The sequence below is a fragment of the Pseudoalteromonas shioyasakiensis genome, from assembly GCF_019134595.1.
Taxonomy (GTDB): domain Bacteria; phylum Pseudomonadota; class Gammaproteobacteria; order Enterobacterales; family Alteromonadaceae; genus Pseudoalteromonas; species Pseudoalteromonas shioyasakiensis_A.
Genome location: NZ_CP077770.1, coordinates 2156010 through 2170205 on the forward strand (window position 1 = coordinate 2156010; position 14196 = coordinate 2170205).

The 14196-nt window shown below is 42.0% G+C and carries 13 protein-coding genes and 9 tRNA genes; 3 read left to right on the forward strand and 19 right to left on the reverse strand.

Going from position 1 to position 14196, the window contains the following annotated elements:
* Nucleotides 1-51 precede the first annotated feature (51 nt).
* Entirely contained in the window at nucleotides 52-2409 is a 2358-nt protein-coding gene (locus tag KQP93_RS09995) for a TonB-dependent receptor domain-containing protein (protein ID WP_217874253.1), read from the reverse strand.
* 212 nt (nucleotides 2410-2621) lie between these two features.
* The gene (locus KQP93_RS10000) at nucleotides 2622-3665 is read right to left on the reverse strand and encodes an alkene reductase (protein ID WP_217874254.1); all 1044 of its coding nucleotides are present in this window, start codon (nucleotides 3663-3665) and stop codon (nucleotides 2622-2624) included.
* A gap of 331 nt (nucleotides 3666-3996) precedes the next feature.
* Here KQP93_RS10000 and KQP93_RS10005 point away from each other — a divergent pair, with 331 nt between their 5' ends.
* Nucleotides 3997-4578 (forward strand): TetR/AcrR family transcriptional regulator, encoded by a 582-nt coding sequence (locus KQP93_RS10005; protein ID WP_217874255.1) that lies wholly within the window; start codon nucleotides 3997-3999, stop codon nucleotides 4576-4578.
* A gap of 85 nt (nucleotides 4579-4663) precedes the next feature.
* The gene (locus tag KQP93_RS10010; protein WP_217874256.1) at nucleotides 4664-5062 is read left to right on the forward strand and encodes a DUF2750 domain-containing protein; all 399 of its coding nucleotides are present in this window, start codon (nucleotides 4664-4666) and stop codon (nucleotides 5060-5062) included.
* 27 nt (nucleotides 5063-5089) lie between these two features.
* Here the strand turns inward: KQP93_RS10010 and KQP93_RS10015 are convergent, their stop codons facing one another.
* Nucleotides 5090-5974: an AraC family transcriptional regulator gene (locus KQP93_RS10015; RefSeq protein ID WP_217874257.1), complete on the reverse strand. Its 885-nt coding sequence runs from the start codon at nucleotides 5972-5974 to the stop codon at nucleotides 5090-5092.
* Nucleotides 5975-6203: 229 nt separating this feature from the next.
* Here KQP93_RS10015 and KQP93_RS10020 point away from each other — a divergent pair, with 229 nt between their 5' ends.
* Nucleotides 6204-6728 carry a carboxymuconolactone decarboxylase family protein gene (locus KQP93_RS10020; RefSeq protein ID WP_217874258.1) on the forward strand — a complete coding sequence of 175 codons (525 nt, stop codon included), beginning with the start codon at nucleotides 6204-6206 and terminating at the stop codon, nucleotides 6726-6728.
* A gap of 10 nt (nucleotides 6729-6738) precedes the next feature.
* On the opposite strand, the gene KQP93_RS10025 is transcribed toward KQP93_RS10020, so the two are convergent.
* From KQP93_RS10025 to tolQ, 16 genes are all read right to left on the reverse strand, one after another.
* Nucleotides 6739-6826: transfer RNA gene (locus KQP93_RS10025), tRNA-Ser, on the reverse strand.
* Between the two features lie 148 nt (nucleotides 6827-6974).
* Entirely contained in the window at nucleotides 6975-8015 is a 1041-nt protein-coding gene (gene nadA, locus KQP93_RS10030) for a quinolinate synthase NadA (protein WP_054561293.1), read from the reverse strand.
* 129 nt (nucleotides 8016-8144) lie between these two features.
* Nucleotides 8145-8220: transfer RNA gene (locus KQP93_RS10035), tRNA-Lys, on the reverse strand.
* Nucleotides 8221-8271: 51 nt separating this feature from the next.
* Nucleotides 8272-8347: transfer RNA gene (locus tag KQP93_RS10040), tRNA-Lys, on the reverse strand.
* Between the two features lie 52 nt (nucleotides 8348-8399).
* Nucleotides 8400-8475, reverse strand: a tRNA-Lys gene (locus KQP93_RS10045).
* Between the two features lie 56 nt (nucleotides 8476-8531).
* Nucleotides 8532-8607: transfer RNA gene (locus KQP93_RS10050), tRNA-Lys, on the reverse strand.
* 56 nt (nucleotides 8608-8663) lie between these two features.
* Nucleotides 8664-8739: transfer RNA gene (locus KQP93_RS10055), tRNA-Lys, on the reverse strand.
* A 57-nt stretch (nucleotides 8740-8796) separates the two neighbouring features.
* A tRNA-Lys gene (locus tag KQP93_RS10060) sits at nucleotides 8797-8872 on the reverse strand.
* Nucleotides 8873-8929: 57 nt separating this feature from the next.
* Nucleotides 8930-9005: transfer RNA gene (locus tag KQP93_RS10065), tRNA-Lys, on the reverse strand.
* 63 nt (nucleotides 9006-9068) lie between these two features.
* Nucleotides 9069-9144, reverse strand: a tRNA-Lys gene (locus tag KQP93_RS10070).
* Nucleotides 9145-9312: 168 nt separating this feature from the next.
* A complete protein-coding gene (ybgF, locus tag KQP93_RS10075; protein ID WP_217874259.1) occupies nucleotides 9313-10074 on the reverse strand; it encodes a tol-pal system protein YbgF in 762 nt (253 codons plus the stop codon).
* Between the two features lie 12 nt (nucleotides 10075-10086).
* Nucleotides 10087-10626 carry a peptidoglycan-associated lipoprotein Pal gene (gene pal, locus KQP93_RS10080; RefSeq protein WP_130051703.1) on the reverse strand — a complete coding sequence of 180 codons (540 nt, stop codon included), beginning with the start codon at nucleotides 10624-10626 and terminating at the stop codon, nucleotides 10087-10089.
* A 35-nt stretch (nucleotides 10627-10661) separates the two neighbouring features.
* Nucleotides 10662-12020: a Tol-Pal system beta propeller repeat protein TolB gene (gene tolB, locus KQP93_RS10085; RefSeq protein ID WP_217874260.1), complete on the reverse strand. Its 1359-nt coding sequence runs from the start codon at nucleotides 12018-12020 to the stop codon at nucleotides 10662-10664.
* Nucleotides 12021-12029: 9 nt separating this feature from the next.
* Nucleotides 12030-12968 carry a cell envelope integrity protein TolA gene (gene tolA, locus KQP93_RS10090; protein ID WP_217874261.1) on the reverse strand — a complete coding sequence of 313 codons (939 nt, stop codon included), beginning with the start codon at nucleotides 12966-12968 and terminating at the stop codon, nucleotides 12030-12032.
* Nucleotide 12969: 1 nt separating this feature from the next.
* Nucleotides 12970-13395, reverse strand: coding sequence for a protein TolR (tolR, locus tag KQP93_RS10095; RefSeq protein WP_217874262.1), 426 nt, complete (start codon nucleotides 13393-13395; stop codon nucleotides 12970-12972).
* Entirely contained in the window at nucleotides 13382-14086 is a 705-nt protein-coding gene (gene tolQ / locus KQP93_RS10100; protein WP_217874263.1) for a protein TolQ, read from the reverse strand. Before tolQ ends, tolR begins: the two co-directional genes overlap by 14 nt.
* Nucleotides 14087-14196 lie beyond the last annotated feature (110 nt).

Genomic DNA, 14196 nt, shown 5'->3' on the forward strand with positions numbered 1-14196 from the left:
CCTGCAAAAAAGCCCATCAACGATGGGCTATTTAAAACGTTAGCTTATTGCTTAAAACTGCGCTGTAAGTGTTAAAGCTGCGGTACGTGGTGCACCAATAAAGTAGGTAGAGCCATTACCTATACCACCTGCGAGATATGATTTATCAAACAGGTTATTCACCACAAATGCAAGGTCGATTGATTGAAACACGCCTGAATCAAGACTGGTGTTATAACCAATGTTTAAATCAACCAAGGTGTAACCATCAACCTCGTTACGCGAACGGGTTTGCTCATCAGTCCATGCACCTAAACGCTCACCTGTGTATTTAGCCGATAAACCAAAGCGGAAATCACCGCTGTAGTAGTCTGCCGATACCACAAATAAATCTTGTGCTGAGTCAATCACTTCATCACCCGCTTTAAAGCTGGCTGATGCATCCTCAAGTAACTCACCATCGCTGTTGTAAGTACTTGGATCGTTCGATTGATACTCAGAGTTATTGTACGTATACGATGTGTAAAGGTTCCATTTCTCAGTCAGCATATAGCTTGCAGAAAGCTCAACACCCGTTGACTCAATACCACCAACGTTGATGTAAGAACCGTTCGTGCCAATGGTGTAATCAATTCCATCAGTATCACTGCCCGGTGCAATAAAGGTAATGCGGTTATCAAATTCAATGCTGTAAGCTGTTGCCGTTAAGCTTAAGCGGTCATCACTGTAGCGCACACCTAGGTCGATGTTTTCAGCTGTTTCTGGTTCAATTTCGGTCAGTGTTGATGAATCACGTTCAAGTACACCATCTTTAATTGCCGCAAAATTTTCGCTGTAGCTGGTGAATAGCTCTGTGCTTGCAGATAGCTGATAAAGCACACCACCGCTGAAGAGCACATCTGAATCACTGTCGATTTTATCTGAGTATTCATCTTCAAAATGGTTATAACGCTGCAGCTCTACAAGGTACTGTTTAGCACCTAAATTAAGTGTGAAGTCGCCTAAACTGATTGAGTCTTGTACGTACCACTTGAATGTATCTGTTTCGAAGGTGTTCTTATACTGTGTCCAATACGGCGTATGATCAAAGTGATGATAAATTCGGGCATCAATCACTTTGTGCCAGTCGCGTGACTCATCACGGTCTGTTTGTTCAAACCAAAAACCGGCTTCAATATCATGATTGCCAAGGGTTACTTGGTACTCACCGGTCATACCTAAGCGGTCTTTTTTGTAGTGAGTATGACGATACGACATAACTGGAATAGCATCATCTGGGTAACAAGCTGGGTTTAAGCCAGGGCCAGATGACCATGGCCATTCTAAACTTGCCGTACAACCTGCAGCAGGTGCAAGTGGGTTACCGTCGCTGTCGGTAAAGCCGTAGCTGCCAGCGTTTTCACCGCCAATTGTTGTTGGATTGCCATCGCCATCAACCGGTGACGTTAAATAAGGCGGGATCCAATCACCACGGCCCGAGTTTTTATGATAATAAGGCGACAAACTTAAGTTTGAAGTGGCACTTAATGCGTAATCAAACTTTACATACGCAAGAGTATTTTCACGCAGTGTACCCCAGCCTTCCGCAAACATTTGATCAAAATGCGGCACGCCTGTCCAATTCCAAGTTAAACGATCCCAATCAGGGTTTTGTTCAAACTCGCTAATGCTAATGCTGTTATAGTTAATTTCGTGAACATCATCATACGACACACGACCCGTTACGGTTAAGTCACTAAAGTCTGATACAAACTTCGCTTCGATGTGCTGATTGTCTTTACCACCATTGCTACCATCTCCAACCCAGCGGCTGGTGTCTGTTTGCGAATAGCTGATATAAGCTTGCGTGTTATCAAACACAGTGCCAGTTTCGTGCTTAACAAAGTAGCGGCTAGCATTGTGATCGCCTGTTGTGTAAGCAAACGTGGTGCTTTGCTCAGCACTTGGTTGTGCGCTCACAAAATTAAAAGTACCACCTAATGCTTCGAGTGATGCAGAGGCAATATCAGACGTACCTTGCCCTACTTCAACTGTAGCTAAGTTTTCGCTGTCAAGATAACGGTTTGCTTTTGCACCGCCACCATAGTTAGAACCGCCATTAGGAATACCATCAATCGTCATACCTAATTGCTGTTGATTACCATCAATACTAAAGCCACGCATAGTAATGGTGGTTGACCAATCGTCACCACCAAACGCATCACCTTCGTTGATGCTAATACCCGGTAGGTTATCAATCACGGCTAACACACTTGATACTGAACTTTGTTGCTCAAGCATGGCAGGTTCAATCACGTTATTTGCATAACTGGTTGGCTTTGCAACAACGGTAATTTCTTCAATTTCGTTATTCGTGTTTGCATTTGCCGATGTTGCTAAAAGCGTTGCGACTACAAGGCTTAGCTTTGTTTTTTTAGTTACTGTGCTCATTGTTTTTCCAAGGTTACGTATTTAAAAGCGGGCACAGTATGCAGAGCGTGCATTACATTTAGGGTCAAAATTTTTGACACAACAATTAAACAATTAATGCATTTTCATGGCACATTTAAGACTTAACTGTTTAATAAATAAGAAAGTATTAGAAAAAACGCCCAGTTAAATTAACTGAGCGCTTGTTGGTTGGACAATATTATTAGGTTTGCTTAAATCAGTTCAGCCAGCATTTCGTCGCTGTATGGTGTTAACGCTTCACCATTTCTAACTTTACTTATGTAATCTGGGTTCGCAATGAATGGGCGACCAATCGCAATTAAGTCAAATTGGTTATTATCGATAGCTTGATTAGCTGACTCAAAGCTATAGCTACCTACCCCGACTAAGGTACCTTTGTACGCACCGCGCATATATTCCGATGCTGACTTATCACCTAAGCTTGCAAAGCGCATGCTGTCATCAAAAATACCAACATGTAAGTACGCAAGATTACGCGTTTCAAGCGCTGGTAATAGATAATCAAATACCGCTTTATCATCATCGCTTTCAGCCATATTAAAATACGCACCTGGCGATAAACGTAATGCAGTTTTATTTGCACCAATTGCTGCAACTACTGCATCAACGACTTCAAGAGCAAAACGCGACATGTTTTCTGGTGTTTGACCGTATTGATCTTCACGTTGGTTGGCAGCAAAGTGTAAGAATTGATCAATTAAGTAACCATTTGCACCATGAATTTCAACCCCGTCAAAACCTGCTTCAATTGCGTTTTCGGCCGCTTTTGCGTAGTCAGCAATTAAACCTTGAATGTCTTCAATGGTTGCAGCTTTTGGAGTAACGTAAGTTAATTCACGCATTCTTGGTACCGAACCTTCAATACCAATTGCTGATGGTGCCAGTACATCACCACCAAAAAAGTGAGGGTGTGCAACACGACCAACATGCCAAAGCTGAGCAAACATTTTGCCGCCTTTGGCGTGCACAGCATCGGTCACTTTCTTCCAACCTTGAATTTGTTCACTGGTAAATAGACCCGGTGTATTTGGGTAACCTTGGGCATCTGGGCGGATAATCGTTGCTTCGCTAATAATTAAGCCCGCATCAGCACGGCGTGCATAATAATCAACCATTGCTTGTGTAGGTACTAGGTTATCGTCGCTCATACAGCGCGTAAGTGGTGCCATTAGTACACGGTTTTGCAGCTCAATACTGTCATTTAGTTTAAATGGAGAAAGTAAATCTGTTGTCATGGTTTTATCCTTATCTTGAACATACATTCAAGATAAGGGCGAAACATACACACTTCAAGGTTTATTTTGAATAATCGTTCAAGATTACGTAAACTTCGTTTATACCAATTCGCTTAATTAAGTGGTCTATTTTGAGGCAAGAAAACCTCGTTGATAACAAGGCAAAAATTTCGTTATTTAGTTGTGCTCGGAAATTGCTCCTGCATTGCTCTACCTTCTGCATCCATGCAGTCGTAAATCAGAAATTTTTAACGCGGGTAGCGACAGGTTTAATCCCTCAAAATGACTAAGTATTATTGCGGATTGGTATTATATACCGTGAGGAGCTTTAATGAGAACTGCTGAATTTGATACTGAATTTGTACTACGCCAAGCTATGCATGCTTTTATGCAATATGGCTATGCGAAGACCAGTATGCAAAAATTAAAAGAAGTAACTCACCTTCATCCAGGCTCTATTTACGCGGCTTATGGCAACAAAAAAGGCTTGTTTTTAGCAGCTACCGAGCAATATCAAAAAGATAGAAACCAACAATTTACTGCCCTTTTTAATGACCAACAATCAATTTTATCGACCCTTAAACATTACTTAACTGTGATTGTTGATGAGTGTATTGAAGGTGAAGTAGCTAAAGTGTGCTTACTTACAAAGAGTCTATCTGAGGTTGAAGGCAACGACCCGCAGATTTGCACTGTACTGCGTGGTAACTTAAACGCTTATGAGCATGCCCTCGCCGAACAACTTCAAAAAGCCCTAGATAACAACGAATTTTCAAGTAGCAAGTCAGCTCAACAGTTGGCGCGCTTTTTAGTCATGGGCATATACGGTATTCGTACCTATGCGCTGACAAATCAAGACCCTAAATCTCTGCAACAACTTGCTGACGATCTATTTGCTGCATTAGTAAATTAATTTAGCTATTAACTTTACTTGTCATATTAATTTATCACCTTATGATTAAGGTGTAGCTGTGTATAACTAAAAGAGTGAGCCTGTCATGAATAATGCAACTGCTAAACGTGTTGAAACTGAATTTGATACTGTACTCGCCTTAGGCGCTAAGAAACGACTCGCTTATATGTTTGAAACGGTTCAAGAGTTTAAACAAGTTTGGATCCTCAATGATGAACATGGCTGCGTCATGCTCTCTAACGAAGACGACGACTGCGTGCCTGTATGGCCTAGCCGTGAATTTGCCCAAAGTTGGGCAACCGGTGAATGGCAAGACTGCACACCAAAAGCTATACCTGTAAAAGACTGGTTAAGTCGCTGGACACCTGGTCTTGAGCAAGATGACTTACTTATTGCTGTATTCCCCACTGACCAAGACGACGGCACAATTTTATTCCCCGATGAGTTTGACTCACAACTGAGAATGTCAAAAAGACGATTTTAAATACAAGGGAGCCAAGCGCTCCCTTTTTTATGCGATTTGTTGCAACCGAAGTGCCGAAATATCTTTTATCGGTGGCTTGCCAAAAAAGCGTGTGTACTCGCGGCTAAACTGCGATGGACTCTCGTAACCCACTTTTAAAGCTGCAGAGCCTACATCAATTCGCTCATTCAGCATTAATTGCCTTGCCGCCTGCAACCGTAAGTTCTTTACGTATTGCAATGGGCTCATTTTTACCACATCACGAAAATGTAGTCTGAATGTCGACGGACTCATGTGTGCATCACGGGCTAAATCATCAATTGAAAATTGACTCGTGTAATTTTCTTTTAACCAACATAAGGTTTTGGCGATTTTTTGATGGGCAGAGCCAGACATCACAATCTGCCTTAAATAAGGGCTGTGCGGACTATTTAACAAGCGCAATATAATTTCTTTTTTAATAAGTGGCGCTAGGTTAGCTTTTAATTGAGGCTCTTTGTCGAGTTGAATAAGCCTTAGTAAAGCATCAAGCAAGCCATTGTCAGTATTAACCACCGACATAGCTTGGTGTTTAGGGAACTTGTCTTGCCCGGCAAAATCCATTTCAGCAACAATATGGCTAATCTCATGGGCATCTAAACGTAAGTAAATGCCGTAGAATGGCAGATCTTTACTAGCACGCGTTATTTGTGAAGCTACGGGCACATCGACTGAGGTAACCAATGATTGGCCGTCAGTGTAATCATAACTATGTTCACCCAACACAACTCGCTTTGCACCTTGCAAGCTAATACCCAGCCCTAACTCATACACGCAGGCCACCGGTAATGAAACTTCGCTTCGTCTGAACACCAATAACTCAGGAATTGCTGTTTCAAAATTACCGTCTGCAATCGCTATTGCTTTAACCGCTTCTATTAATGCCTGACGCATTTAGATTACCTCTAAGAAATACTCAATTAAGTGTATCACCGTAATTTGAGGTTAGGACCATTTTAGGTAACAGTTCGTTATTTTAGGCAAAAATTAAATCATTTATGGCAAGCAGAAACAGTCATCATCAATCATAATGTATTTTCAATTTTTCGATTGCATGCTCTTTGCAATCAGCCAATGCTACAAAACCTCAATACAATCAATATCTAAAATCAAAAGAGAAATTATGAACCATAACAACACGGATTTATTTGTGTTTGTCGCGATCGCTGCTTTGGTCACCGTTCATGACAAGCCCTTGTTAAAACGAGCATGTCAGCACGCATTGAATGATGGCGTTTCAATGCAAGAGTTGTGTGATATTTTACCGCATATCAGTGTGTATTCTGGGGTGCCAAAAGCATTGCTAGCACTAGAGGTTTTAAAGTCCCTTGATGATATTAAAGGTTCAAATACGTTGCTTATCAAACGCACAGAGCAGCAACTAAAAACCGCGCTCACATTCGGCCAACTACCTTTTGGTTTAGTTCAGCAAAACAACAGAGTATTTGAGCTTGCCTCTTTAGGCGCTTTATTTGCGCTAGACGATGCCAGCAGCTTAGTTAGCGAGCAACTTAAACGATGTGTATTACTTGGTTATAGCCGTGAACAACTTGAACTATTAGTGATAGAACTTGCTAGGAAGGTCAGTAGCCACATAGCCATGCGTGCAAAATGTAATCTTGAAAAGCACTTTGCAATGGTAGGGTAAATTTAAGAAATGGCGGTGACGGAGAGATTCGAACTCTCGATACGTTGCCGTATACACACTTTCCAGGCGTGCTCCTTCAGCCACTCGGACACGTCACCTAAGGCGCTTAGAGTAAAGCGCGGCGTTATAGTATGAAAACAACCCTACAGACGCAAGGGCTTTTTAAAATAGTGCAGTTAAGTGATTAGTAATCAAACAAAAAAGGCAAGGTAAACACCTTGCCCTTTGTATATAGTCAATTCGCTCTTAGCGTTGAAGCGTTGCTGAAAAATCTAACATACGGTTAAGCGACTTTAATGCGCCTTCGCGTAAGTCCATATCAACAAACACTTCTTTACCTTCTGGGTCTGTCAGTGCTTCCTCAATCGCTTTTAAGCCATTCATAGCCATCCACGGGCAATGTGCACAGCTTTTACAGGTTGCGCCTTCACCCGCTGTTGGGGCTTCAAAGAATTCTTTCTCTGGGCATAACTGCTGCATTTTGTAGAAAATACCTCGGTCAGTCGCTACGATGAACTTTTTGTTGTCCATAGTTTGCGCTGCTTTGATTAGTTGGCTTGTTGAGCCAACCGCATCAGCTAAGGCTACAATCTCCGCAGGAGACTCTGGGTGAACCAATACAGCCGCATCTGGGTGTAAGGCTTTCATGTCCTTAAGTGCTTTGGTTTTAAACTCGTCATGAACGATACAGGCGCCATTCCACATGATCATGTCTGCACCTGTGTTCTTTTGAATGTAAGAACCTAAGTGTTTATCTGGACCCCAAATGATTTTTTCGCCTTGCTCATCAAGGTGCTCTACGATCTCTAGGGCACATGAAGAAGTAACAATCCAATCTGCGCGTGCTTTAACAGCGGTTGATGTATTTGCATACACCACTACTTTGCGATCAGGGTGCTGATCACAAAACGCTGAGAACTCTTCAATTGGGCAACCTACGTCTAATGAGCACGTTGCAGCGAGCGTTGGCATAACAACAGTTTTATTTGGCGTTAGGATTTTTGCTGTTTCGCCCATAAAGCGAACACCGGCTACCACAATTACATCTGCGTCGTGCTTAGCGCCAAAACGCGCCATTTCTAGCGAGTCAGCAACACAACCGCCTGTTTCTTCAGCTAGTGCTTGAATTTCAGGGTCAGTGTAATAATGGGCAACAAGAACCGCGTTCTTGTCTTTTAATAATTGTTTGATACGTGCCTTATACTCAGCTTGCTCGTCTTTTGATAACGGAGCTGGCTTTGGAGGGAAGATATAATCTTCAGGCATTATTTGTTCAGCTAGACTCATTTCTCGACCACTTAGTCCACAGTGCATTCATGGCGCGAATTATACGAGAATCTTAAGCTAAAGAACAGTATTGCTGTGAGCTGTTAAGATAAATAAAGGATAACTTAGAAAGAAAAGATAAATCAGGAATGGTGGGTCATGATGGACTTGAACCATCGACCAATGGATTAAAAGTCCACTGCTCTACCAACTGAGCTAATGACCCGCTCTGGATATTTAGATACGTAAATCCGCCGATATGAGACCATTCGAAGAATGGTGGGTCATGATGGACTTGAACCATCGACCAATGGATTAAAAGTCCACTGCTCTACCAACTGAGCTAATGACCCGCTCTGGATATTTAGATGCGTAAATCCGCCGATATAGAACCATTCGAAAGAATGGTGGGTCATGATGGACTTGAACCATCGACCAATGGATTAAAAGTCCACTGCTCTACCAACTGAGCTAATGACCCGCTCTGATGCTTGTAATAAGCTGCGTAAATCCGCCGATATAAGACCATTCAAAGAATGGTGGGTCATGATGGACTTGAACCATCGACCAATGGATTAAAAGTCCACTGCTCTACCAACTGAGCTAATGACCCGCTCTGATGCTTATAAAAAGCTGCGTAAATCCGCCGATATAAGACCATTCATAGAATGGTGGGTCATGATGGACTTGAACCATCGACCAATGGATTAAAAGTCCACTGCTCTACCAACTGAGCTAATGACCCGCTCTGATGCTTATAAAAAGCTGCGTAAATCCGCCGATATAGGACCATTCAAAAGAATGGTGGGTCATGATGGACTTGAACCATCGACCAATGGATTAAAAGTCCACTGCTCTACCAACTGAGCTAATGACCCGCTCTGATGCTTATAAAAAGCTGCGTAAATCCGCCGATATAGAACCATTCAAAAGAATGGTGGGTCATGATGGACTTGAACCATCGACCAATGGATTAAAAGTCCACTGCTCTACCAACTGAGCTAATGACCCGCTCTAATTGCTTATAAAAGCTATACGTAAATCCGTCGATTAAAGATTACCATTCTAATAGAATGGTGGGTCATGATGGACTTGAACCATCGACCAATGGATTAAAAGTCCACTGCTCTACCAACTGAGCTAATGACCCGCTCTTTTTTCCGCATTTTGGCTGTTGTTACCAATCGCCTGCTGCGGGCGCTTATAATACTTATTTAAATGCTGAGTGCAACAGAAAATATCTCTTTTTTTAAGTTTTTATGTCTAGTTGCCTAATTTTAGACCGCTTATGTCAAAAAGCAGTCTAATCAGGTCAAATCTACATTTGCGACAGACGTTCTGTGGCTAATTTAGCAGCGGTAGTACTTGGGTACTGATTAATTAAATCATTAAAGGTTTTAAGGGCTTGCTCGCCTAAACCTTGATCTGCTAATAAGTTTCCTAACTTTAACATCGCATCTGGGCGCTTATTAGAATTAGGGTATTCATTCACAACTACTTTAAAGTGCTCAGTTGCACCAGCTTGATCGTTTTGAATTGTTAACAACTGACCTAACCAATAATGCGCATTAGATGCGTACACTGAATTAGGGTAAGTAGTTAAGAATGTTTGAAACTCAGGAATTGCTTGCTCATAACGTTTATCTTTCATGATTAACGCCACTGCACGCTCATAGGCTTCGTTTTCAGATAAGTCTGAACTGATTGCCTGTGATGCACCTACATCTGTATATGAGTTAGTAGGTTGAGTTTGTGTTGCAGCAGGCTGGCTATAAGCTTGGCTTACACGGTTCTCAATCTCTTGATATAGCTCACGCTGACGTTGTAGTACTTTTTCAAGCTTATAGCTTTGCTCTTCAGTAATACCACGTACTTGGCTTACTTCGTCTTGTAAAATATTAAGCTGCTGCTGAAGCTCAGCTTGCAATAAATTACGTGACTTCATCATGTTTTCTAAAGCGACTAAACGCTTCTCAATGCTCGATTGCGAGCTTGCAGCTTCTGAAACAGGAGCGGGAGCAGCCCATAACTGGGTGCTCCCGCTTAAGATCATTGCTGCCAAAATAATTTTCGGCTTCATAATGACTCTTTATTAGTAAACTAATACTGCGCGACGGTTCTTCGCGAACGCTTCTTCAGTGCGAGACTTAACCATTGGCTTCTCTTCACCATAGCTCACTACTGACATTTGGCTAGCAGAAACACCTAAGCTTTGTAAGTATTTTTCTACTGCTTGACCACGGTGCTCGCCTAGTGCGATGTTGTACTCAGGAGTACCACGCTCATCAGCGTGACCTTCGATAAGTACTTTAACTGATGGGTTTTGTACTAAGAACTCAGCGTGTGCTTGTAAAAGCTCAGCATATTTGCTTTGGATTTTTGCATTATCAAAACCAAAGTAAATGATTTGCTCTTGACGTAACGCTTCGTATTTTTCACGAAGTGCTTCTTCAGCTTGTTGCTCTGGAGTAAGCGTTGCAACTTCAACAGTATCAGTGTTTGATTGCTCAACCATACCTTGGTTAGATTGGTTTGCAGCACCTTCGTCAACACCTGAAGAAGAGCTACACGCCGCTAATGTCATCACTGGCACAGCAATAAGCAGGCCTTTTAAAGTTTTATTAAGTTGCATTTAATTGATTCCTATATTGAGTAAACCAGTAAAAATTACTGTAAATAAGGCGACCAAGCCGGTGCCTTAACTTGTCCATCTAGCACAGGTAAGCGTGCTTTAAAGCGACCGTCCATAGACACTAACGCCAACACCTGTTTATTATTATGAAGCGTGCTGTAGATAATCATCGAGCCGTTTGGTGCGATACTCGGCGATTCATCTAAGCGAGTTCTAGTTAATACCTGGAACGCGCCTGTAGCTAGCTCTTTTTTAGCAAGATGGTATTGACCGTTAGTACGATTCACCATCACTAATTCTTTTCCGTCAGGTGAAATCGAACCTGCTAAATTCATATCACCATCAAACGTCATGCGTTTTGACCTACCAGTTTGCAAATTTAACTTATAAATCTGGGCATTACCACCCCTTTCAGACGTAAACACAATATCTTGCCCATTTGGGTGCCAAGAAGGCTCAGTATCGATACTACGGTGATTTGTTAAACGCTTTTCTTTGCGAGTTGCAAGGTCTAAAAGATAGACTTCTGTTGCACCATTACGGTCTTTAGAAAGCACCAATAGTAGCTTTTTGCCGTCAGGTGAGAACTGTGGTGCACCATTAATGCCTGGGTGGCTTGTGATCAGCTCACGTTTACCCGTATATAAGTCTTGCATGTAAATTTGGCTTTGACGATTTTCAAATGTTACATACGCAAGCTTAGTACCATCTGGTGACCAAGCCGGTGACATTAATGGCTCTTTAGAGCGAAGTAATACTTGTTCGTTGTAACCGTCATAATCAGCAACCACTAATTGGTATGGCTTAGGTTCACCATCACGAACGATGACATAAGCAATCTTCGTTAAAAATGCGCCCTTTTCACCGGTAAGTGCTTCATAAACTACATCACTAATACGGTGCGCATAGCGGCGAAAACCATTTTCAGAAATAACACTTTCACGCGCATCTAGTACATGATCTTGGCTTTTAACTAGCTTACCGTTGCTCATCATTTGTGTTTCGCCGCCTGTAATTTGGCCACGGATCACATCAATAAGTTCATATCTTACTAGGTAACGTCCACCTGGTTGTTGCTCTACTTGACCAACAAGTACCGCTTCAACACCTTGATTGACCCAAGCGCCGTAATCTATATCAGCATCTTTGCCAGGTAGTTGCGGCATATTTGTCACATCAACAGGTTTAAACTTACCACTACGCATCAAGTCAGCTGCAATAACGGTGCTCAGTTTTTCAGGGATTGGGCCTACGCCCTGGTATTTAAATGGTACGACTGCAATTGGGCGCGCACCATCAATACCTTCAGTGATAACAATTTCTAGTGCAGCACTGGCAATGCCATGAAAGCCCAGTAATACAATAAAACATGCTGTTTTTATCTGGTTGAACATATCATTCCTTTAGAATTCTGGCTTAATTGTTAAGTTAATATTTTTCAATTGCTCGAATACATCTTTATCAGGCGAAACTGGTAATGTATCGGCCATACGAACAGCTCGAAGAGCAGCTTCACACACTAATTTATCACCACCTAATGATTTGACTTGCGTTACTAAACCATTAAAGCCAAGGCGAATATTAACGCGACATTGCTTATTCTTCATTTTTTCATCGATAAGTAAAGTTTGTTGAATACGCGCCATAATTAACGCTTTATATTTATCAACTTCACTCACAACCTGTTGCTGGCGAATTTTATTACGTGCAGCTTGCTCGGCAGCTAACTGCTCTTGCAGCATTTGCTCTTGCAATGCTTGCTGACGTTTACGCTCGGCTTCGGCTTCTTTACGTTTACGTTCAGCTTCAGCTTCGGCAGCTTTACGCTTGCGCTCTTCTTCTGCTTTCTTTAACGCTTCTTCTTCAGCTTTACGTTTTTCAGCGGCTGCTTTTGCTGCGGCTTCAGCCTCTTGCTTTTGCTTTTCAGCTTGTTGCGCTTTAGCACGTTCTTTCTCTTGAATTTCACGCGCTTTTTTCGCTTGTGCTTCGGCTTCGGCTTTTTCTTTCTCTTTCGCGCGGCGCTGCTGTTCTAGCTTTTTAAGGCGTCTGTCTTCAGCTTCACGTTGCTTGCGTGCATCATTAGCACGACGTTCAAGATCACGAATACGCTTTGCTTCGGCTTGTTTTTTCGCTTCTTCTTGCTTTTTTAGCTCAGCAATTTTCTGCTCAACCTTTTGTTGGTCAACCGTTACTGCAGCAACAGCTTTTTCTGGCTCAGGCATAGCTGGATTCAACGTTACTTCCATCACCTTAGGCGCTGGCATATGAAAATTCGCTGATCCGATTAAAAAACCAATAATACCGAGATGCAATAGAAGCGATTTAATTAATGACTCACGCATACTAACCCTCAAATGACTCGGTCATTAGACCCACTGAAGGCACACCAGCATTTTTCAAAAAGTCCATAAGCAGCAGAACTTCTTGATAAGAAACTTTGCCCGAGCCTTTGATCATCACAGGTGTATCCGGATTTTTTTGTAGCTGAAGTTTAATTACCGCAGCTACATCCAACGCTTCCATTGGCGCTTCTGGATCTGTGCCAACACTTACATAATACTTACCATCAGCATCAATTGACGCAATAATAGGTGGCGTGTCTTTGGTATCAACTAAATCTGATTCTTCCATTTTCGGCAAATCCACTTTTACACCATGAGTAATAAGTGGCGCAGTTGCCATAAATATAATAAGTAGTACCAACATTACGTCAATGTAAGGAACTACGTTTATCTCACCTACTGGGCGACGTTTCTTACGCTGGTACATTCGCTTTAGCCTCTATTTGCGCAGCTGCTTGGCGGTGTAAAATATTGGCGAACTCTTCCATGAAGTTAATGTAATTACCCTCAAGCTTTTCTACTTTGTTTGCAAAACGGTTGTAAGCAATAACAGCTGGAATTGCAGCAAATAAACCCATTGCTGTTGCAATCAGTGCTTCGGCAATACCTGGCGCTACCATTTGTAGGGTAGCTTGCTTAACTTCACCTAACGCGATGAATGCGTTCATGATACCCCATACCGTACCAAATAGACCGATATAAGGGCTAATTGAACCCACTGTTGCTAAAAACGATAAACTTGACTCAAGTTTTTCAACTTCTCGCGATAAAGCAACACGCATTGAACGGTGTGTGCCTTCCATAACGATGCTTGCACTTTGTAGTGAATTTTTCTTATGACGTGCAAACTCTTTAAAACCAGCAACGAATAATGCTTCAACACCTGATGCACCACCAGGACGAGCTGATACTTCGTTATATAATTTACTTAAATCAATACCTGACCAAAACTTCTGCTCAAAGCGCTTCGCGCCATTAAGTGCATCAGAAATCGCTTTTTTACGTTGAAAGATAATTGCCCATGACATTACCGACATACCGACTAATGCCAACATTACTAGCTGGACAAGTACACTGGCTTCTAGAATAAGATCTAAAAAGTTAAGCCCTGATCCCACGTTAAACTCCTAAAATAGATTTCTATGTAATTTGTTATATTTTTTACACTTGCATTTATTGACCACAAAGCTGGCCAAAAGTTACATCTAGTGTATCTAGTCAATTATGA

Coding starts and splice junctions, on each gene's coding strand:
- KQP93_RS09995 (WP_217874253.1), bottom strand. CDS start 2,409: ATGAGCACAGTAACTAAAAAAACAAAGCTAAGCCTTGTAGTCGCAACG.
- KQP93_RS10000 (WP_217874254.1), bottom strand. CDS start 3,665: ATGACAACAGATTTACTTTCTCCATTTAAACTAAATGACAGTATTGAG.
- KQP93_RS10005 (WP_217874255.1), top strand. CDS start 3,997: ATGAGAACTGCTGAATTTGATACTGAATTTGTACTACGCCAAGCTATG.
- KQP93_RS10010 (WP_217874256.1), top strand. CDS start 4,664: ATGAATAATGCAACTGCTAAACGTGTTGAAACTGAATTTGATACTGTA.
- KQP93_RS10015 (WP_217874257.1), bottom strand. CDS start 5,974: ATGCGTCAGGCATTAATAGAAGCGGTTAAAGCAATAGCGATTGCAGAC.
- KQP93_RS10020 (WP_217874258.1), top strand. CDS start 6,204: ATGAACCATAACAACACGGATTTATTTGTGTTTGTCGCGATCGCTGCT.
- nadA (WP_054561293.1), bottom strand. CDS start 8,015: ATGAGTCTAGCTGAACAAATAATGCCTGAAGATTATATCTTCCCTCCA.
- ybgF (WP_217874259.1), bottom strand. CDS start 10,074: ATGAAGCCGAAAATTATTTTGGCAGCAATGATCTTAAGCGGGAGCACC.
- pal (WP_130051703.1), bottom strand. CDS start 10,626: ATGCAACTTAATAAAACTTTAAAAGGCCTGCTTATTGCTGTGCCAGTG.
- tolB (WP_217874260.1), bottom strand. CDS start 12,020: ATGTTCAACCAGATAAAAACAGCATGTTTTATTGTATTACTGGGCTTT.
- tolA (WP_217874261.1), bottom strand. CDS start 12,968: ATGCGTGAGTCATTAATTAAATCGCTTCTATTGCATCTCGGTATTATT.
- tolR (WP_217874262.1), bottom strand. CDS start 13,395: ATGTACCAGCGTAAGAAACGTCGCCCAGTAGGTGAGATAAACGTAGTT.